We start from the raw sequence: 17,849 nt of genomic DNA, 5'->3' as shown, positions 1-17,849 counted from the left end.
GCACCCGGCCCGGGCCCACGGCATGCTGCGCCCGGCGGCAACCATCCGGGCACCATGACCAGAACCGTTTTCATGCATCGTCGCCGGCATCGCAATGTCGGCGACATGGCCTGTTCGCCCGGTCACTATGTCGATCTGGGACCCCATGAGTTCGCTGATTTCGCTGACGACTGCCCGCCTTGCGACCTGCTGGTAATGGGCGGCGGGCAGGTCTTTCAGGACTGCGTCAGCGCCGCCATCGCCACGGTCGAAAGCGTCCGCCATCGCGTCGCCTGGGGCGTCGGCATCTCGGCAAGGGACCGGCGCGGCTATGCCTTCGACATCCTCGAAGGCGGCTGTGCGCTGGTCTCGACCCGCAACCACGGAATCGACAGGATCGAGTGGGTACCCTGCGCCTCTGCCCTGTCGCCGCTCTTCGACGCGGTGTCCGCGCCCCGCCACGAGGTCGTCCTGTTCCGCCACGCGCGCAAGTCCGCCGACCTGGCGCTGGATCCGGCCATCCCGACCCGGTCGAACGACGAGGGCGACATGGCAGGGGCCATCGCCTTTCTCGCCAGCGGCGCCACGGTCGTCACCAATTCGTACCACGGCACCTACTGGGCGCTTTGCCTCGGGCGGCGGGTTCTGAGCCTGCCCTTCAGCGACAAGTTCCGCCATTTCCCCGACAACCCGCCCGAGGCGGCGCCGCAGGACTGGCCATCGCGGATCGGCACCGCCGAAGCCCGCCCAAGCCTGCTCGAGACCGCCCGCGCCCGCAATCACGCCTTCCACCAGAAGGTGCGCAACCTTCTCTGAGGCCGCGTCCCGGACAAGAAAAAAGGCCCGCACAAAGCGCGGGCCTTTCCGGTCAGACTGAAAGACAGGCTTACTCGGCCTTCATCGCCTCGATCGAGATCATCACCTGGACTTCGTCGCTGACGAAGGGGGCAAAGGCGCCGACGTTGAAATCCGAACGCAGCAGCGTCGCGGTCGCGTCGAAGCCGGCCCAGGGCTTGCCCTCCATCGGGTGATCCATCTCCTGGTTGAGCTTTGCCGACAGCGTCACCGGCTTGGTCACGCCGTTCAGCGTCAGGTCGCCGGTGATGTCGGCGGTGTTGTCGCCGGTCACGGTGATCGCGGTCGAGGTGAAGGTCACCATTTCGTCTTCGGCGGCGTCGAAGAAGTCAGCCGCCATGAAATGCGAGAACCGGGCTTCCCAGCCGGTCAGCATGGTGCGCACCGGGAAGGACACGCTCACGGTCGAGTTTTCCGGCGCGGCCTTGTCCCAGGCGATCTGGCCGTCAAAGCCGGAGAACATGCCATAGGTCGTGGAATAGCCCAGGTGGTTGTAGTTGAATACGATCTGGCTGTGGCTGGCGTCGAGCACATAGGTCTCGGCGCCGTCCGAAGCGGCCAGCGGCGCGGCGAACAGGGCGCCCATCAGGGCGGTGGACAGCATGAGAGTTTTCATTGGGGGTCTCCTCGTGTGTGAACTGTGCACAGGAGGTGGGGCAGACCGCCGGATACAGCAATCTTGAGGGCTCAACACGGTCTGTGCGTTTTTCGACAGGCGATCGAAAACCGCTCAGCCCGCCCGGAGCCGGTGATATGCGAAGGCAAGACAGCACAAGCCGATGATCAGCAACAGAACCGACAGGGCCAGGTTCATCAGGGTCAGCATGGGCAGCATCCCGCGATCGGGTATGATCCAGACACCGACCGCGAGCCCCGACAGCAACAGGCCCGAACAGGTCAGGATCAAGGTCAACAGGCTGGAGAGAAGCACTCGAAGGGATGGAAACAGACTATTTGCGAACTGTATTTTTTCTTTCATGGAACGTCTCCACGAAGCGACTAAACCAAACTGTGGCCATCCTACGGGAATTGATGGCGAAGATTAAAATGAATTCGCGCTAAGGTTGTTGTTTCGGCGGAAATATGCCAGCTAGAGACGACGCATCTGCTGCGCGACCACCAAGCAGCACAACCCGCACAGCAGCATGAACAAGGACAGGCCGAGCCTATCCAGCGAGAGGGGCGATTGTCCCGTGTCGCCGGGCACCATCCAAAGCCCGAAGGCCGACATCGCCAGCACCACCCCCACAACAGCCAGCCCGAAACGCAAGAAGGTCCAGCGGACCGCACCGGCGGCGGTTCCGGTCCTGTCGACACCCTGCAAACGTTCCATGCGTGACACTCCTCGATCAAACCACCCGAACCTGACGGATTCGTCGGGCGGAAATACGGCAGGAAGCGGGAAACAGGATGCCGCCACGGGACGATGCCCGGCGGCCTTGCGTTTCGGTTCGAAGCTTGTATAAGCCGCGCACCTTCCGCGAATTCTTTATGAACCGCGCAGCCTCTCGTGGGTCGGGTGCGGAAGGCATGACGCCCGCCCTTTGAAATGCGCCTTGACAGAAGTGGAGTGCACATGCCGCTTTACGAGCATGTTTTCATTGCGCGTCAGGACTTGTCCAACACGCAAGCCGAAGGTCTCATCGAGCATTTCGGAACCGTCCTCTCGGACAACGGCGGCAAGATCGTCGAGACCGAGTACTGGGGCGTCAAGACGATGGCCTACAAGATCAACAAGAACCGCAAGGGCCACTATGCCTTCCTCAAGACCGACGCACCCGCGTCGGCCGTGCAGGAAATGGAACGCCTGATGCGCCTGCATGACGACGTGATGCGCGTTCTGACCATCAAGGTCGACGCCCACGAAGAGGGCCCCTCGGCCCAGATGCAGAAGCGCGACGAGCGCGGTGACCGGGGCGATCGCGGTGACCGAGGTGATCGTGGCGACCGCCGCGAACGCCGCAACTGAGACCTGAAGAAGAGGACATAACCCATGGCTGCAAAACCGTTTTTCCGCCGCCGCAAGGTCTGCCCCTTCTCGGGCGACAATGCACCGGCGATCGACTACAAGGACGTCAAGCTGCTGCAACGCTACATCTCCGAGCGCGGCAAGATCGTCCCGTCCCGCATCACCGCCGTTTCGGCCAAGAAGCAGCGTGAGCTGGCCCGCGCGATCAAGCGCGCCCGCTTCCTCGCCCTGCTGCCCTACGCCGTGAAATAAGGAGAGAGACCCATGCAAGTCATTCTTCTGGAGCGCGTGGCCAAGCTGGGCCAGATGGGCGACATCGTCGACGTCAAGCCGGGCTTCGCTCGCAACTACCTGCTGCTGCAGGGCAAGGCGCTGACTGCCTCGAAAGAGAACATCGCCCGGTTCGAGGATCAGAAGGCCCAGCTTGAGGCGCGCAACCTCGAGACCAAGCAGGAGGCCGGGGCGCTGGCCGCCAAGCTTGACGGCCAGACCTTCGTCGTGATTCGCCAGGCATCGGACGGCGGCAACCTCTATGGCTCCGTCACCACCCGTGACGCGGCCGACGTCGCCACCGCCGAGGGCTTCACCCTGGATCGCAAGCAGGTGCTGATCCGCCAGCCGATCAAGGAACTGGGCCTGCACGAACTCGAGGTGCACCTGCACCCCGAGGTCATGGTCACGATCACCCTGAACGTCGCCCGCTCGCCCGAAGAGGCCGAGCTTCAGGCGTCGGGCAAGTCGATCCAGGAACTGGCCGCCGAGGAAGAGGCACAGGCCGAATTCGAGATCCAGGAACTGTTCGACGACATCGGCGGCGCCGCATCGGATGACGATGCCGGCTTGGTCGAGACGCCGGAAGGCAAGTCCGAGTAACCCCTCGGTCCCCTCACCCGATACAGAAAGGCCGCGCCCCGGGCGCGGCCTTTTTCATTGTGCGACGATCGCGAATACTAGCCAGACCAGCCCTGAAAGCATCAACAGCACGGTTCCCAAGGCAATCAAAGCCTGCGCAAGCCGCCCCCGGCGATCCCTGCCGGCACGTTGCATCTCGGCATGCACTACGGGCGACAGCGCGTCCATGCGCGCGCCTGCAGACCCCGACATCCGCCTTGTCCAGCCAGGACCGAACACGATCCGCCAGACGAACGGAACCATCAGAAGCACGCCCCCCAGCCAGAACGACAGAAATCCGGCGATGAACAAGACCTCGACTGCCGACGAATACACGATGCCCTCCGCATGTCCTTGAGACAGGCTAGTCGATGGAACAGGAGCCGTCCCGCAAAATCGGTGCCCCGCGCGATCCTGCCACCGGCAAAGCAAAAGGCCGCCCCATCGGAGCGGCCCTCGCCTATCGCCGTTTAAGGCGGCTTATTCGTCGTCCAGCGCGTCCACGGCCTTTTGCAGGTCGTCCTTGCTGATCTCCTTCTCGGTCACCTGCGCCTGTTCGGCGATGTGGTCGATGACCTTGTCCTCGAAGATCGGCGCGCGCAACTGCTGCTGCATCTGGGCGTTCTGGCGCACGAAGTCGAAGAAGGCGCGCTCCTGGCCCGGATACTGGCGGGCCTGCTGCATGATCGCCTGCGTCATCTCGGCGTCGGACACCTCGACCTTGGCCTTCTGGCCCAGCTCGGCCAGCAGCAGGCCAAGGCGCACGCGGCGCACGGCCAGCTTGTTGTGCTCCTCGGTCGGCTCGACCGTGTCGTGGTTGTGGTCATGCACCTCGGGGTGCTCCTCGTGCCACAGCTGGTGCGCGATCTGCTTGGCCTCGGCCTCGACCAGGCTCGGCGGCAGGTCGAACGTCACCATGCCGTCCAGCGCGTCGAGAATTCCGCGCTTCATTACGGCGCGGGCGGCGCCGGAATACTCGGCCTCCAGCCGCTCGGCGATCTGGCCCTTGAGCGCGGCAAGATCCTCGGCGCCGAATTTCTTGGCCAGCTCGTCGTCGATCTCGGCCGAGACGGGCTCCTTGACGGCCTTCACGGTCACGTCGAACACCGCGTCCTTGCCGGCCAGGTTGTCGGCGCCGTACTCCTCGGGGAACTTGACCTCGACGGCCTTTTCCTCGCCGGCCTTCACGCCGACCAGCTGCTCTTCGAAGCCGGGGATGAACGAGTTCGACCCCAGGACCAGCGGATAATCGTCGGCCGCGCCGCCCTCGAAGGGCTCTCCGTCGATCTTGCCTACGAAGTCGATCACGACCTGGTCGCCGTCCTTGGCCTTGGAGCCCTTCTTGCGGTCCTTGAAATCCTGCGCGGTCTTGGCCAGCGACTCCAGCGCCTCGGTCACCGAGGCGTCATCGGCCTTGACCACCAGGCGCTCGACCGTGATCGTGCTCAGGTCCAACTCGGGCACCTCGGGCAGCGCCTCGTAGGACATTTCCACCAGGATGTCGTCGCCTTCCTTCCAGTCCTCGTTGGTCATCTTGACCTGCGGCTGGAGCGCCGGGCGGTCGCCCGACTTCTCGAAATGCTCGTTCATCGCGCCGTCGATGGCTTCCTGCATCGTCTCGCCCAGCAGGCGCTGGCCGAACTGCTTCTTCAGCAGCGGCATCGGGACCTTGCCCTTGCGAAAGCCCTTCATCTCGATGTCGGGCTGCGCTTCCTTCAGCTTGGCATTCACCTTGGCGTCCAGTTCGTCGGCCGTCACGGTGATGGAATAGGCGCGCTTCAGACCTTCGTTCAGCGTCTCGGTGACCTGCATGTCTCTTCCCATGAACTGCGAAAGCCCCGGTGCGCCGGGGCCCTGGTTTTGAATTTGGCACCTTCTATTGTCCGAAGCCCGGGCATGCAAGACGGATTCACCCCTATTGCCGCAGGGATCGACCCATCCGCCCTGTCGCGGCGGCCAGCGCCACGCGGATCAGCCGAACAGCGCCCTGAAGCGGTCGATGCACAGGCGAAAGCCCGCCTCGAAATCGCCGTTCCCCGGGTGATAGACGCTTTCGAAAGAGACCACGCCGTCATAGCCGTCCGCCCGCAGCGCCCTGGCGACATGCGGATACTGGTCGGCCAGTTGCCCCTCGCCCATCCGCCGCACCTCGAGCGTGGCCGAGGGGGTGTCGACCTGCACGTCCTTGATATGGATGTGACCGAGATAGCCGTCCCGCGCAGTCTCGTATCCCCGCGGCCAGGCCTCTTCATGGCACCAGCAGTTGTTCGCCGGGTCCCAGAGGATTCGCAGCACGTCCTTCGCATCCAGGTCGTCGATCAGCCGCCGCGCCGTCCAGTTGGAATTGACCATCGTGCCGTTGCCGGTCTCGACCACCAGCCCGATCCCCGCATCCCGCGCCAAATCGCAGGCGGGCGCGATCAGGGCCAGCGTCTTGTCCCAGGCGCCATGCGCCACGTTCCACTTTTCAGCGCCGTTGCGGCCCCAGAGGATCTGTTCCTTCTTGTTGGTCATGATGCGCACCAGCGGGCTGCCCACCACATGCGCCATGTCGATCACCCGTTTCAGCGCGTCCATGTGCCTCAAATGCAGCGCATCGCCCGGATCATTGGCGGTGGTCATGCCGGCAAAGATGTGCCGGCTGAGGCAGGACACGGGCTTGCCCCGGTTGCGCAGCAACGCGTCGATGGCGCGGATTTCCTGCGCCGAGTGATCGCCGACCTCGGTATGGCCGACGAACTGCAACTCGGCATGGGTCAGGCCGAATTCGTCCATCACGTCGATCGCGTGGGGCAAGTCCCGGCTGATGCCGTCGCAGATGACACCCAGTTTCATGATTGCGGCTCGCGATGCAGCGCGGCGCCCGCGATCTCCTCCATCACCAGCGTGCAGGCCCAGTTGTCTGCGTCGGGATAGCGCGCCTTGCCAGCGTGGAAGATCTGCATCGCGCTGGTCGCCATGTGGAGCGGCACCAGCAATTCCTCGGCGAGGTCCAGCGAGATCGTCAGGTCCTTGTGCATGGTCGAGATGGTCGAGCCGGTGCCCTCGAACTTGCGGTCGATCACGCTTTCCAGCGCCTGGTTGGTGCAGCCGCAGCCCGCGCCGCTGGTCGAGAACACCTTGTAAAGGTCCTCGCCCCGCACGCCCGCCTTGGCGGCCAGCACGCTCGCCTCGAAGGTGGCGGAAAAGATCGAGCCGATCAGCGTCTGCAGGCAGGCCTTGACGGTCTGGCCCATGCCCGCATCCTCTCCGACACGGTGGATCACCTTGGACACGGCCTGCATCACCGGGGCGTTCCGATCCAGCAACTCGGCCGGCCCCGCGGCCATCAGCGTCAGAGTGCCGCCCTGCGCGCCCGCGTAACCGCCCGAGACAGGGCTGTCGATCAGGCCGATGCCCGAGCCTTCCATCATCTCCGCGATCTCGCGCGCCTCGCGCGGCTTGATCGTGGCGGTCAGGATCACCGTGCCACCCTTTGGCATGGTCCACAGCAGCCCGTTCTCGCCGAACAGCACCGATTTCACCTCGTCGCCGTTCATCACCATGACAAAGACGGCGTCGGATCGCGCGCCCACCTCGGCCGCGTTCGCGCAGGCAATCCCGCCCATCTCGCGGAAATCCCGCATACGATGCTCCAGCAGGTCGTGCCCGCTGACCTCGAAGCCGTTCTTCATCAGGTTCCGGGCCAGCCCGGAGCCCATGTTGCCGATACCGATCACCCCTGCGCGCATGTCGTCCCTCCCCTGTGCTTTTCCAGCGCGTGGAGCGGTTCGCGCCCCCACGCGCCAAGCCTGCCCGATGCGGGGGCGTCCGGGGAAGGGTTTTGTGCGGCCCTCGGGATCAGGCTGCGGGCTGGGGTGCGCCGATCCGGGCCAGCAGCGTCGCTGCCATCGCCTGCCCGCTGCGCAGGCCGTCCCCGGCCGTCGCGCCGAGGGACCAGTCGCCGCCCGCCAGCAGCGTGCCGTCCACGGTGGCAAGATAGTCCGCGCCCAGCGGCGTTTCGGTCAGGCCAAAGCGCCAGCGATGCGCGCTCGCCGTAGAGATGCCGGGCAAAGGGCCCAGCACGTCCGGCAACGCCGCCAGCAGCGCGTCACGGATGGTCTCACGCTCTTCTTCCAGGTGCGCGCGGCTCCAGTCGGCGCTGGCATGGGCGACCCAGGCCGCGCCCGCCGGGCGGCCCGGCTTGGCGCTGTCGCACAGGACCAGGTCGAACGGCCCGTCCGGCGGCTCGTGGATCGGCGCCGCATTCAGCGGTGTCCCGAAACTGACCATCAACGCCCAGCAGGGCGCCATGACGACACCCGGCAGAACCGTGTCGAACGGCGCCACGTCCCGCATGATCCGCAACACCTGCGGTGCGGGAATGGCCGTGGCGACAAGGTCGAAATCCTCGGCATCCGTATCTGTCGCCACACGCCATCCCGAACCCGCACGTGAAACCCGCTTCACTTCGGTTGAAAAGCGGATTTCCAGCCCCTCGGCCAGTGGGCGGCACAGCCCGCTCATCCCCGGCAAGCCGACGAAAGGAACGGTGCCCAAGGCATCCGCCCCCTCGGGCCAGGGCGCGGCACAGCCTGCCGCCTGCGCGGTGTCCAGCCAGCCGCGGGTCTCGGGCGTGGTGGCGAAGATGCGCTGCGCGCCATGGTCGAATTGCAGGTCGTCGCGCCGCCGCTTGGCCATCCGCCCGCCGATGCCGCGGCTTTTCTCGTAGAGCACGGGCGCCAGTCCCGCCTGCCGCAACGCTTGCGCGCAGGCCAGCCCCGCCGGCCCTGCCCCGATCACCGCGATCCTCTGCATCTTGTCGCCTCCTGTCCTGTCCGAGCGCAAGCTAGCGCGGCGCGGTCAGGCTTGTAGGGCCGCGGCCACGACAGCATCGGCGTCGAACGGCATCCGCCGCAGCCGCAGACCCGTGGCGGCGTGGATCGCGTTCGCGATGGCGGCGACGGTCGGGCCTGGGCTAGCCTCTCCGGCACCGACCGAAGGCGCGCCCGGATGGTCCAGCAGGTGCACCGCGATGCGCGGGACGTTGTCGAACCGCAGCACCGGGTAGCTGTCCCAATCCAGCGTCTCGCGCCCCTCGGGGCCCCAGAGAACGCGCTCGTGCAGGGCCCAGCTGGCGCCCTGGATCACGCCGCCCTCCAGCTGTGCGCGCAACCCGTCGGGGTCAACGATACGGCCGGCATCGGCCACCAGGATCACGTCGGTCAGCCGCGCCTCACCGGTTTCCGCGATCTCGAGATCCACGGCAAGACCGACGCGAGTCATGGCGTTCTTGTATTGCGCATAGGCGATGCCGCGCCCGCCGCCCTCGCCCGGCATTGGACGGTCGCGCAGCATGACCTCCAGCGCGTCCAGCACCGCCACGGCGCGCGGATCGTCCAAGTGGCGGCGGCGGTAGGCGATGGGATCCTCACCCGCCTGCGCGGCAAGTTCGTCCATCATCGATTCGATCGCCAGCACGTTCGCAGGCGCGCCAAGGCAGCGCAGCGCCGAGGGGCGCAGCGGCAGGTCCGCGACCAGCGCCTTGACCAGACGCTTGTCCGGCACCGTGTAGATCGGGTCGAAATTCCGGTGCAGCCCGGCATGGTTGTTCATGTTGGGCTCTGGCACGAAGCGCGGAACGTCCGTATCCCGCAGGCTGTTGGCTGAGAGACGCGCCGGGCCCGCCCGGTTCGCGCCCTTGCGGGGCCGCCCGCGATGAGTGTCGCCACGGGTCTCCATCCACAAGGCAGCCAGACCGCCCTTCCCGTCCACCTGCGCCTGCACGCTGACCGCCATGGCGGTGCCCAGCGGCTCGCGGCCGTGCTCGTCGGCGCGCGACCATTTCAGAAGGATCGGCGTGTCGGGAATGGCGCGGGCGATCAGCGCGGCCTCAAAGGCCACGTCGTCGGCGCCGTTATGGCCATAGCAGCCCGAGCCGGGAACGTGTTCAAGCACGATATCCGCCTCGGCCATGTCCAGGCTGTCGGCGATGCTGCCGCGCAGGAAATACAGCCCCTGGCTATGCGTCAGGATTTCCAACCGCCCGTCCCGCCATTCCGCCAGCGCGGCAGAGGGCGCCAGTGCGCCGTGCATCGTGTAGGGCCGCTCGAACCGGGCGTCGAAATCGGCGCTGGCCAGCGGGTCGGGCAGCGGCGCCTTTTTCGGCGTGCCATCGATCACCGGAAAGCGCTGCGCCTCGCGCGCGGCCAATATCTGGAAGATGTCGCCTGTCTCCAGCCCGTCGCCGATGTCCCAACGGCAGCCGTTGCTCAGACGTTCGGCGGCGCGCACCACCGGCCATTCCTGCGGTCCGGCCACGGCAACGAAACTGCCGTCGCGGATAAGGTGCAGACCGGCAGACTCGAGACCGGCGACGATATCCTGCGGCAGGTCGGCCAGTCGCGCGTCCATCATCGGCGGCCGCAGCACGCGGGCATGAAGCATCCCGGGGCGGTCGAGGTCGTGAACATAGGTGTATCGCCCCTCGACCATCGCCCGCAGGCCGCGCGGCTCGAACTCTGGCAGGGGTTCGGGCAGGACGCGCGCCGGGGCGTCGCGGTCGACCGGCAGATCCTCCGGCAGGGCGGCGACCAGGTCGACCATGTCAAGGGACCGGTTGGTGCCGCGATGGGTCACGCGCCCATCGTCCAGGTCCAGCGCATCCGGCGTCGTTCCCAGCCGGTCTGCCGCCAGTGCCAGCGCGGCGATCCGGGCCGTGGCGCAGGCGAGGCGCTGGGCGAGGCCCGATTGCTCGATGGAATTGCTGCCCGAGGTGATGCCCTCGTCCGGGCTGTCGCCGGTACGGACGGGCGCGATCGCGATGCGATCGGGCGGCACCGAGAGTTCCTCGGTGGCGATGCGCACAAGGGCCGTCGAGATGCGTTGGCCCAGGTCGACCTTGCCGGTGCGCAGGATCAGGCCCCCGTCCCCGACGCGCAGCCAGTCGCGCAGCAGCGGATAGTCCGTGACGTTCACGACAGTGCCTCCTCCGCCGCCGCCAGCACGCGCGGATGGCTGCCGCAGCGGCACAGATGCGGGGCCAGCGCCTGCTTGATCGCCTCGCGGTCGGGCGCCGCACCGGCCCTGGCCAGCGCCGTCACCGCCACGACCAGCCCGGCGGTGCAGTATCCGCATTGCGCCGCCGCCTGCGCGACAAAGGCATCCTGCACGCGCCGCCCCTCGGGCAGGGCGGACACGCCCTCGACCGTGACGATCTCACGCCCCTCGAATACCGCCGCGGGGGTGGAACAGGTCAGCACCGCTTCGCCATCCACCAGCGCGGCACAGGCGCCGCATTGCTCCAGCCCGCAACCGATCCTGGTGCCCTTCAGCCCCAGTTCATCGCGCAGCACATAGGCCAATGGCGTATCCGGGTCGGAGTTGATGCGCCGATCCTCGCCATTGATCCTCAGCGTCAGCATGGCGCGACGCGCTCCCATGTCACGTCCAGATCGACGCCCGCCGCCGAGAACAGGTTCATCACCGGGCAGCGGTATTCGACATTGCGGCGCAGGCGCGCCAGCCTGTCCTCGGACTCGTCGGTGTGGATGCGGATGCGCATCTTGACCCAGTTGAAATAGGGCCGCACGCCCTGCACCCCGCGCGAGCCGCGCTGGTCGACCTCGCCATCGGCCTCGACCTCGACGGCGGAGTACTGGAACCGCATCGCCTCGGCGCAGCGGTTGATGATGACGCCCTCGCAACCGCAGAGCGAGGCCAGCGTCATTTCCAGCGGCGTGGGACCGGTGTTGCTTTCCTTTTCGTCGGTGATGACGACGTGATCGCGGACCATCATCACGCTGCGGGTCGACCCCTCGTTGCGCATCGAGACGCGGCGAATGCCCAGCGCCTTGGTGTTCGGGTCCACGCTGGGCGGCAGCAGGTCGTCGGTATCGCTCATGGGGTCATCTCCAGAATGTCGAGGCCGTGGTTGCGGTCGAGCAGGTAGATGCGGCCCTTGTCATCCACATCGACGTCGTTCGATTGCGGCGGGATGCCGCCCGGCCCTGCGCCGGGAATGAACCAGGCGACCTCCTTGGGGAGCAGCGGATCGGCCATGTCCAGCACCCGCAGCCCGCCCGCGAACCAGGTGCAATAGACCAGCGTCGAGTCCAGCTTCTCGCGATACTGGTGCGCGCCGAACCGCGCGCCGGGCTGGCCCACCCAGGGACAGGCGCGTTCGCTGAGGTCCCAGGCCGCCACCGCCTCGATGTTGTTCAGGTCGGTCACGTCCATCACCCAGACAAAGCCGTGCAGGCGTCCCGGCTGGTGGTCGTGTTCCTCGTCGATGGCGATGGCATAGCGTCGGCCGTTGATCGTCTGCTCCAGCGGCATGACGGTGTGCGTGGGTTCCGGGATCGCCTTTGGCCAGATGTAGCTGCCGATCTGGCGGGGTTTCGTGATGTCGGAACAATCCAGCACGCGCATCCCGGCGTGCCAGCACGCGGCCCAGAACTCGTTCCCGCAGCGCATCGCGTGGTGCAGACGGTGGCTGTAGCCCTTGCCGGTCGGCGTTTCACCCGCCGCCACGTGCTGTCCCGGCATGTGCCAGCGCGAGACCTCGGTCGGGTTGGTCGGGTCGGACAGGTCATAGATGACCAGGATATTGCCGACATAGCCCTCCATCTCGGTCGAGATGTAGGCGTAGTTCTCGTCCATGTCGAAGCGGTGCACGCCAAAACCATGCGTCTTGACGTAGGACAGCAGCTTCGGCGCGGTCTTGTCCGAGATGTCCCAGACGCGGAAGCCGCCGTTGGTATAGCCTCGCTCGCGCGCCTCATCCAGCACGGCGATATCCGTCGGCTTCACGCCCAGTTCCGCCGCGATCTGGGTGTCGTTCTTGCCCTCGGCCCGCAGGCCGGGGATCTTGTCGCCCTTGCGCAGGAAGTGGCGCTTGTCCTGCTCCACGTTGGTGATCATCAGGTCGCCGGCGACGCGCACCTTGTGGGTGTGCGACCATTCCGGCGGCTCGATATGCGCCACGACCGTCGGGTTGGCCGGGTCCGACACGTCGATGATCGAGGTGCCGTGCGGCGGCTTCATGTGGCCGACATAGGCATAGTCGCCCTGCACCACGACCTGTCCACCGCCCGGTATCTCCATCCGGGACAATTGGCGCACGTTGTGCGCCATCTCGAATTCCATCTCGACCTTCATGGGGTGACGAGCTCCTTGCGCTTGCGCCGGCGGTCGAAGACGGCCGGCAGGATCAGGGACACGACCAGCGCCACCCAGAGGATGTTGCCGATGGTGGACGAGAACAGGACGGTGATGTCGCCTTCGGACTTCTTCAGCGCGCGCAGGAAATAGGTCTCCAGCAGCGGGCCGAGGATGACGCCGATCAGGATGGCGGCGACGTGATAGCCGGTGCGGCGGGCGATGTAGCCCAGCACGCCGAAGGCCAGTGCCAGGTACATGTCGAACATGTACTCGCGCGGAACGAAGGCCCCGACCAGCGTGAACGAGATGATCATCGGCGCCAGGTAGATCGTCGGCACCGTGGTCACACGGCTCATGTAGCGCGACAGCGGGATGATCGTCAGCATCATCAGCAGGTAGGACACGGCCATCGCCATGAACATGCCGTAGCCGACTTCGGGCTGGCGCTGGAACAGCGACGGACCAAAGCTGACGCCGTGATACTGCATCACGACCAGCATGATCGCCGCCGTCGCCCCGCCGGGAATGCCAAGCACCAGCAGCGGCACGAGGGTGCCAGAGGTCACGCCGTTGTTGGCGCTTTCCGGGGCGATCAGGCCCTCGATATGGCCGGTGCCGTATTTCTCGGGCGTCTTGGAGAAGGTCCGCGACTGCTGGTAGGCGACGAAGCTGGCGATCGAGGCGCCCGCGCCGGGGATCACGCCGATCACGAGGCCGATGATCGAGGTCCAGACGATGTGCTTCCAGCGCACCAGCGCCTCGCGCACACCCTCGAAGGTGGCCGCCCAGGACGGATTCTCCATCGCCTCCTGCCCCTTCTTGGACAGGATCACCTTCTTCTCGATGATGATGAAGGCCTCGGACACCGCGAACAGGCCGACCAGCGCCGGGATCAGCGGCACCCCGTCATAGAGTTCGAGGAACCCCATCGTGCCGCGCGGCGTGGCATAGACCACGTCCGTGCCGATCGAGCCGATCATCAGGCCCAGGAAACCCGCGATCAGGCCCTTGATCATGTCCTGCGCCGCGATGGAGGCGATCAGCGAGATGCCGAACAGCATCACCACGATCATCTCGACCGCATGCATGTAGAAGCCCACCCGCGCCAGAAGCGGCATCGCCGCCAGCGCGATGATCGTGGTCAGCAGCCCGCCGATGGCCGACGACACGAAGGAGATCGACAGCGCCTGCTGGCCGCGCCCCTGCTTGGTCATCGGGTAGCCATCCAGTGGCGTCGCCGCCGCGCCCGCCGTGCCGGGGATGTTCACCAGGATCGCCGGAATGCCCGCCCCCATGCGCGCCGCGCAATAGAGCGTGACCATGAACACCAGGCCCATCTGGAGGTCCATCGCAAGCGTCAGCGGCATCAGGATGATGATCGTGTTGGCCGCCGAAAAGCCGGGAATGCCGCCCACGATCAGGCCAAGGAAGATGGTGGGGATCATCACCCACCAGTAGCCCAGCGTGTCCATCAGGACGCTGAACAGAAGCGCAGCCGTGTCACCCATTTTTCAGCACCGCCTCCATGGTCGCCTCGAACCAGCCGCGCGGAAAGCGCGTGTCGAAGGCCCAGATGAAAATCGCCCAGCCGCCCAGCGCCATGATCGCCGAGGTCAGCGTGACGCGCCCGACGCCGCGGAACCGCGACAAGACCAGCATGCTCAGCCACAGGAACAGGAAGGTCGCCAGGGTGAAGCCCAGGTCGTCGATCAGCCAGCAATAGCCGACCGTGGTGACGATCAGGCCCAGCCGCCCGGTCCGCAGGTCCTCGTAGGTGACGACATTGCCGAAGGTCAGGCTGCCCTCGCCCTTCGCCACCATGCCAAGGGCCTTGGCGAAGAAGATGACGCAGAGCAGCAACAGCACGCCGCCAAGGGAAAAGGCGCTGACCTGCGCCGTCCAGGGTGAATTCCAGATCGTGCTGAAGAAATAGAGCGTGAACACCACCGCCAGCGCGGGAATGATCAGCTCACCGCCGAGATGGCGTGGCGGCCGGTCGGGATCGATTTTCATGGTGCGTCCTCTGACGGGAGTTTTCGCTGTCGCTCGAACCGAAGGGCGGCGCCCGCAGCGGGGGCGCCGCCCGTGTTTTCAGCGGATCAGGCGCCGGTCAGCAGCGGCTTGTATTTCGCGCCCAGTTCCAGCATCGCGGCCTTGAACTTGGCGCATTCCTCGACACCGCCCATGCGCAGGTATTCCGGCGCGCCGCCCGAGGCGACATAGGCCTCGAGCAGGGCCGGATCCTCGAAGGTCTCGGCAAAGGTCTCCTGGAGCCGCGCGAAGCGGTCGGGATAAGCCTCGGCCGCGGCGCGGTGGATGCCGAAGGCGCGGGCCGACAGCATTTCGGGCAGGTCCATGCCATAGACCTCGTTGATGTTCTTGGCATTGTTCAGACGCTCGCCCACGCGGTTCTCGCCGAAGACCAGCAGCGTGCGCACGGCGTCGCCCGCGGCGATCACCGAACCCGAGGTCAGCACCGAGAAGTCGACCTCGCCGGTCACGGCGCCCGCGACCGTGTTCTTGCCGCCCGCAAGCGGGATCAGGTTGAACTTCGCCCCGGTCTGGTCGCCCAGAGCGAGGATACCGATGGAGGCCGGGTGCGCCATGCGACTGGTGCCCACGGTCAGCGTCCGCTTCTGTCCTTCGGCGACGATGTCATCGATGGTCTGGAACGGGCTTTCGGCGCCGACGAAGACGACCGACGGGTCCACGTCGACCTGGCCGAAATAGAAGTAGTCGTCGACGTCGAATGTCGGCTCCTGCATGGCCCAGTTCAGCACCTCGGGGCCCATGTTGCCGAAGATCAGGCTGTAGCAGTCGGGCTCGGCCTTACCCATGTAGATCTCATAGCCCACCCGGCCGGACGCGCCGGGGTAGTAGCCCGGTTCGAAATCGACGCCCAGCTTGGTCTTCCAGATGCTGGTGAAGGCGCGGAAGTTGCGGTCGGCGCCGCCGCCCTCAGCGGTCGGAACGTAGACGTCTATGTTGCGCTCGGGAAAGGTGTTCGCGCGCAGCAGGCCCGGCGTGGCCAGCGTCAGCGAGGCCGCGGCGCTGGTGGACAGGAATGTCCGGCGGTTCAGGATCGTCTTGCGGTTCATGTCTTCCTCCCTAGGGGGTTGTTGAGAAATCGTCCGGTTCTGTGCCCCGCGATCGGCCCGGACGTGGCCGCCTCGGTTGGTATGCCTTGCCTGTCAGCCCTCCATCGGAGCGGGCGCATGGGCGGCCCACAGATCGCCCGCGCCCGACCAGATCAGGCGCAGCGCCAGCACGGTCAGGATCACGTGAAGGATGGCCAGGAAGCGGCGCTCGTCGATGCGCGTCAGCACGGCGCGCCCGACAACGGTACCGGCAAAGCCCGCCGCGACCAGCAGCGCCACGAAGCCGAGCCACTGCGTAAAGATGAAGCCGAGCAGCCCGAAAGCCACGACCTTGAGCGCGTGCTGGATCGTCATCAGCGCCGAATGCGTCGCCACATGCGCCATCCGGTCCAGACCCTGCCCCTTGACATAGGCGGCTACGAACGGGCCGGTGCCGCCGAAGAACATGGTCAGGAAACTCGACACCGCGCCGGCCAGCCCGGCCGAGCGGCGCATCAGCGCGGGCGGGGTAAAGAACACCGACCACAGGATGAACAGGCCCACGCCGACCTGGATCGCGCCCGCCGGCAGTTGCACGACGAAGGCCCCGCCCAGCGCCACGCCGATCAGCGCGCCCGCGATGAAGGCTGGCAGCACCACGCGGTGCACGTGGCCCAGCATGATCGCCGCGCGCCCCGCGTTCGAGCCCAGCTGCACCAGCCCGTGCACCGGGATGATCGCAGCGGCGGGCAGCATAACCGCCAGAACCGCCAGCATCACCGCACCGCCTCCGATCCCGAAGGCGGCTGTGATGAAGGACGTGACGAAACTCAGTGCCGTGAGCGTTCCCGCCACCGGCCATCCCAGCCCGGCATGGAGCAGGTCGAGCGTCATGCCGGGACACCTCCGCGCACGCTTTCGGGAAACAGTTCCTCGGGCTTGACCCGGCGCGCGGCGAGGTATTGCTGCACCGAGTAGCGGCAGACCGCGTCCAGTTCCGCCCGGTTCGCGGCAAAGCCGTAGGGCCAGTAGTCGCGCCCCATCGCGCCGATCGTGGCCTCCATGCTTTCATTGAGCCAGGGCAGCGACAGGCGGTTGGCCGATCCCAGCCAGACGTCACGTAGTCGCTCCAGCGCCATGTCGCGCGCCTGGGTGAAACCCTGCATCAGCGCCTCGGGCAGCCAGGGGTTTTCGTCGACCAGCGTCTTGCGCACGGCGACAAGGTGCATGATCGGGAAAAACCCGGTTCGCTTGTGATAGGCGCGCTCCTCTGCGCCGAAATCGGACAGGATGCGGCGGATGCGCGGATCGCCCTCGAGGAAGGCGCGCGGCGGGTTCGGCGCCAGCAGCCCGTCGATTTCCCCCGACAGCAGCAGGTCCTGCAGCGTCTCGCCGTCCTTTATGGGTTCCACCACCATGCCCTCGGGCAGGTCCAGTTCCAGCCGTTCGTGTCGCACGCCCTGATCCAGCGCACCGGTGCGCCAGTGGATACCCGCCGGGTCGATGCCGTATTCGTCCGTCAGCAGCCCGCGCATCCACAGCGCCGCCGTCATCTGGTATTCCGGGACGCCCACGCGCTTGCCCGCGAGGTCGCCCAGCGTGCGGATGTCAGAGCCTTCGCGGGCAAAGAAGCCGCTGTGGCGGAAGGCGCGGCTGATAAAGGCGGGGATGGCGGTGTATTCAGAGGTGCCGCGCGACACCTGCAGGACGTAACTGGAAACCGACAGTTCGGTGATGTCGAACCGCGCTTCCTGCACGGCAATGGGAAACAGCTTTCCCGTGGGCAGGATGTGGCTCTCGAATTCCACGCCCGGCACGGTCACGCGCCCGTCATGCAGCGCCATGACCCGGTCGTGATCCCACGTTGCCAGCGTCAGCTTCATGCGCGGGCCCGCCAAGCGTCGGCGTCCCGGCTGCCAGTGGCGGATGTCGCAACC

21 protein-coding genes are annotated in these 17,849 nt (G+C 66.3%); 4 read left to right on the top strand and 17 right to left on the bottom strand.

Annotated features, from left to right (window positions below; translation table 11 throughout):
* Window positions 1-54 precede the first annotated feature (54 nt).
* Window positions 55-795: a hypothetical protein gene (locus KB874_RS08660; protein WP_212536168.1), complete on the top strand. Its 741-nt coding sequence runs from the start codon at window positions 55-57 to the stop codon at window positions 793-795.
* A 70-nt stretch (window positions 796-865) separates the two neighbouring features.
* Here KB874_RS08660 and KB874_RS08655 read toward each other — a convergent pair whose 3' ends face one another.
* The 3 genes from KB874_RS08655 to KB874_RS08645 all read right to left on the bottom strand — a co-directional run bounded on the left by KB874_RS08655 (window position 866) and on the right by KB874_RS08645 (window position 2,167).
* On the bottom strand, window positions 866-1,450 hold the full coding sequence (locus KB874_RS08655) for a YceI family protein (protein ID WP_212536167.1): 585 nt from the start codon (window positions 1,448-1,450) through the stop codon (window positions 866-868).
* Window positions 1,451-1,564: 114 nt separating this feature from the next.
* Complete coding sequence (locus KB874_RS08650; RefSeq protein ID WP_212536166.1) at window positions 1,565-1,813, bottom strand: hypothetical protein; 249 nt, start codon at window positions 1,811-1,813, stop codon at window positions 1,565-1,567.
* Window positions 1,814-1,924: 111 nt separating this feature from the next.
* On the bottom strand, window positions 1,925-2,167 hold the full coding sequence (locus KB874_RS08645; protein ID WP_212536165.1) for a hypothetical protein: 243 nt from the start codon (window positions 2,165-2,167) through the stop codon (window positions 1,925-1,927).
* A 243-nt stretch (window positions 2,168-2,410) separates the two neighbouring features.
* Here KB874_RS08645 and rpsF point away from each other — a divergent pair, with 243 nt between their 5' ends.
* The 3 genes from rpsF to rplI are packed head-to-tail and all read left to right on the top strand — an operon-like array spanning window position 2,411 to window position 3,676.
* A complete protein-coding gene (gene rpsF / locus KB874_RS08640) occupies window positions 2,411-2,803 on the top strand; it encodes a 30S ribosomal protein S6 (RefSeq protein ID WP_212536164.1) in 393 nt (130 codons plus the stop codon).
* A 24-nt stretch (window positions 2,804-2,827) separates the two neighbouring features.
* Complete coding sequence (gene rpsR, locus KB874_RS08635; protein ID WP_212536163.1) at window positions 2,828-3,055, top strand: 30S ribosomal protein S18; 228 nt, start codon at window positions 2,828-2,830, stop codon at window positions 3,053-3,055.
* 12 nt (window positions 3,056-3,067) lie between these two features.
* Window positions 3,068-3,676, top strand: coding sequence for a 50S ribosomal protein L9 (rplI, locus tag KB874_RS08630; RefSeq protein ID WP_212536162.1), 609 nt, complete (start codon window positions 3,068-3,070; stop codon window positions 3,674-3,676).
* 54 nt (window positions 3,677-3,730) lie between these two features.
* Here the strand turns inward: rplI and KB874_RS08625 are convergent, their stop codons facing one another.
* The 14 genes from KB874_RS08625 to KB874_RS08560 form a co-directional block, all read right to left on the bottom strand.
* On the bottom strand, window positions 3,731-4,030 hold the full coding sequence (locus tag KB874_RS08625; RefSeq protein WP_212536161.1) for a hypothetical protein: 300 nt from the start codon (window positions 4,028-4,030) through the stop codon (window positions 3,731-3,733).
* A gap of 144 nt (window positions 4,031-4,174) precedes the next feature.
* Window positions 4,175-5,506, bottom strand: coding sequence for a trigger factor (tig, locus tag KB874_RS08620; protein WP_212536160.1), 1,332 nt, complete (start codon window positions 5,504-5,506; stop codon window positions 4,175-4,177).
* Window positions 5,507-5,665: 159 nt separating this feature from the next.
* Window positions 5,666-6,529, bottom strand: coding sequence for a sugar phosphate isomerase/epimerase family protein (locus KB874_RS08615; protein ID WP_212536159.1), 864 nt, complete (start codon window positions 6,527-6,529; stop codon window positions 5,666-5,668).
* Entirely contained in the window at window positions 6,526-7,476 is a 951-nt protein-coding gene (locus KB874_RS23285; protein WP_346346523.1) for an NAD(P)-dependent oxidoreductase, read from the bottom strand. Before KB874_RS23285 ends, KB874_RS08615 begins: the two co-directional genes overlap by 4 nt.
* Window positions 7,477-7,534: 58 nt before the next feature.
* Window positions 7,535-8,491: an NAD(P)/FAD-dependent oxidoreductase gene (locus tag KB874_RS08605; RefSeq protein WP_212536157.1), complete on the bottom strand. Its 957-nt coding sequence runs from the start codon at window positions 8,489-8,491 to the stop codon at window positions 7,535-7,537.
* Window positions 8,492-8,536: 45 nt separating this feature from the next.
* On the bottom strand, window positions 8,537-10,651 hold the full coding sequence (locus tag KB874_RS08600; protein WP_212536156.1) for a molybdopterin cofactor-binding domain-containing protein: 2,115 nt from the start codon (window positions 10,649-10,651) through the stop codon (window positions 8,537-8,539).
* Window positions 10,648-11,097, bottom strand: a complete 450-nt coding sequence (locus KB874_RS08595; RefSeq protein ID WP_249200340.1) for a (2Fe-2S)-binding protein — start codon at window positions 11,095-11,097, stop codon at window positions 10,648-10,650. Before KB874_RS08595 ends, KB874_RS08600 begins: the two co-directional genes overlap by 4 nt.
* Window positions 11,091-11,576 (bottom strand): OsmC family protein, encoded by a 486-nt coding sequence (locus KB874_RS08590; RefSeq protein ID WP_212536155.1) that lies wholly within the window; start codon window positions 11,574-11,576, stop codon window positions 11,091-11,093. Before KB874_RS08590 ends, KB874_RS08595 begins: the two co-directional genes overlap by 7 nt.
* Window positions 11,573-12,832: an LVIVD repeat-containing protein gene (locus tag KB874_RS08585; RefSeq protein ID WP_212536154.1), complete on the bottom strand. Its 1,260-nt coding sequence runs from the start codon at window positions 12,830-12,832 to the stop codon at window positions 11,573-11,575. The genes KB874_RS08590 and KB874_RS08585 overlap by 4 nt, the downstream gene beginning before the upstream one ends.
* The gene (locus KB874_RS08580; protein WP_212536153.1) at window positions 12,829-14,343 is read right to left on the bottom strand and encodes a tripartite tricarboxylate transporter permease; all 1,515 of its coding nucleotides are present in this window, start codon (window positions 14,341-14,343) and stop codon (window positions 12,829-12,831) included. Before KB874_RS08580 ends, KB874_RS08585 begins: the two co-directional genes overlap by 4 nt.
* Window positions 14,336-14,848 (bottom strand): tripartite tricarboxylate transporter TctB family protein, encoded by a 513-nt coding sequence (locus tag KB874_RS08575; RefSeq protein ID WP_212536152.1) that lies wholly within the window; start codon window positions 14,846-14,848, stop codon window positions 14,336-14,338. The genes KB874_RS08580 and KB874_RS08575 overlap by 8 nt, the downstream gene beginning before the upstream one ends.
* 86 nt (window positions 14,849-14,934) lie before the next feature.
* A complete protein-coding gene (locus KB874_RS08570) occupies window positions 14,935-15,933 on the bottom strand; it encodes a Bug family tripartite tricarboxylate transporter substrate binding protein (RefSeq protein WP_212536151.1) in 999 nt (332 codons plus the stop codon).
* A 93-nt stretch (window positions 15,934-16,026) separates the two neighbouring features.
* Complete coding sequence (locus KB874_RS08565) at window positions 16,027-16,806, bottom strand: sulfite exporter TauE/SafE family protein (RefSeq protein ID WP_212536150.1); 780 nt, start codon at window positions 16,804-16,806, stop codon at window positions 16,027-16,029.
* Complete coding sequence (locus tag KB874_RS08560; RefSeq protein ID WP_212536149.1) at window positions 16,803-17,795, bottom strand: substrate-binding domain-containing protein; 993 nt, start codon at window positions 17,793-17,795, stop codon at window positions 16,803-16,805. The genes KB874_RS08565 and KB874_RS08560 overlap by 4 nt, the downstream gene beginning before the upstream one ends.
* Window positions 17,796-17,849: the final 54 nt, after the last annotated feature.

The organism is Thetidibacter halocola (genome assembly GCF_018224955.1).
Lineage (GTDB): Bacteria > Pseudomonadota > Alphaproteobacteria > Rhodobacterales > Rhodobacteraceae > Thetidibacter > Thetidibacter halocola.
This window is presented reverse-complemented; position numbering and strand designations above follow the sequence as displayed.

Bases quoted from the DNA above. Each gene is read 5' to 3' on its own strand.
- KB874_RS08660 (WP_212536168.1), top strand. From the start codon at position 55: ATGACCAGAACCGTTTTCATGCATCGTCGCCGGCATCGCAATGTCGGC.
- KB874_RS08655 (WP_212536167.1), bottom strand. From the start codon at position 1,450: ATGAAAACTCTCATGCTGTCCACCGCCCTGATGGGCGCCCTGTTCGCC.
- KB874_RS08650 (WP_212536166.1), bottom strand. From the start codon at position 1,813: ATGAAAGAAAAAATACAGTTCGCAAATAGTCTGTTTCCATCCCTTCGA.
- KB874_RS08645 (WP_212536165.1), bottom strand. From the start codon at position 2,167: ATGGAACGTTTGCAGGGTGTCGACAGGACCGGAACCGCCGCCGGTGCG.
- rpsF (WP_212536164.1), top strand. From the start codon at position 2,411: ATGCCGCTTTACGAGCATGTTTTCATTGCGCGTCAGGACTTGTCCAAC.
- rpsR (WP_212536163.1), top strand. From the start codon at position 2,828: ATGGCTGCAAAACCGTTTTTCCGCCGCCGCAAGGTCTGCCCCTTCTCG.
- rplI (WP_212536162.1), top strand. From the start codon at position 3,068: ATGCAAGTCATTCTTCTGGAGCGCGTGGCCAAGCTGGGCCAGATGGGC.
- tig (WP_212536160.1), bottom strand. From the start codon at position 5,506: ATGCAGGTCACCGAGACGCTGAACGAAGGTCTGAAGCGCGCCTATTCC.
- KB874_RS08615 (WP_212536159.1), bottom strand. From the start codon at position 6,529: ATGAAACTGGGTGTCATCTGCGACGGCATCAGCCGGGACTTGCCCCAC.
- KB874_RS08605 (WP_212536157.1), bottom strand. From the start codon at position 8,491: ATGCAGAGGATCGCGGTGATCGGGGCAGGGCCGGCGGGGCTGGCCTGC.
- KB874_RS08595 (WP_249200340.1), bottom strand. From the start codon at position 11,097: ATGCTGACGCTGAGGATCAATGGCGAGGATCGGCGCATCAACTCCGAC.
- KB874_RS08590 (WP_212536155.1), bottom strand. From the start codon at position 11,576: ATGAGCGATACCGACGACCTGCTGCCGCCCAGCGTGGACCCGAACACC.
- KB874_RS08585 (WP_212536154.1), bottom strand. From the start codon at position 12,832: ATGAAGGTCGAGATGGAATTCGAGATGGCGCACAACGTGCGCCAATTG.
- KB874_RS08580 (WP_212536153.1), bottom strand. From the start codon at position 14,343: ATGGGTGACACGGCTGCGCTTCTGTTCAGCGTCCTGATGGACACGCTG.
- KB874_RS08575 (WP_212536152.1), bottom strand. From the start codon at position 14,848: ATGAAAATCGATCCCGACCGGCCGCCACGCCATCTCGGCGGTGAGCTG.
- KB874_RS08570 (WP_212536151.1), bottom strand. From the start codon at position 15,933: ATGAACCGCAAGACGATCCTGAACCGCCGGACATTCCTGTCCACCAGC.
- KB874_RS08565 (WP_212536150.1), bottom strand. From the start codon at position 16,806: ATGACGCTCGACCTGCTCCATGCCGGGCTGGGATGGCCGGTGGCGGGA.
- KB874_RS08560 (WP_212536149.1), bottom strand. From the start codon at position 17,795: ATGAAGCTGACGCTGGCAACGTGGGATCACGACCGGGTCATGGCGCTG.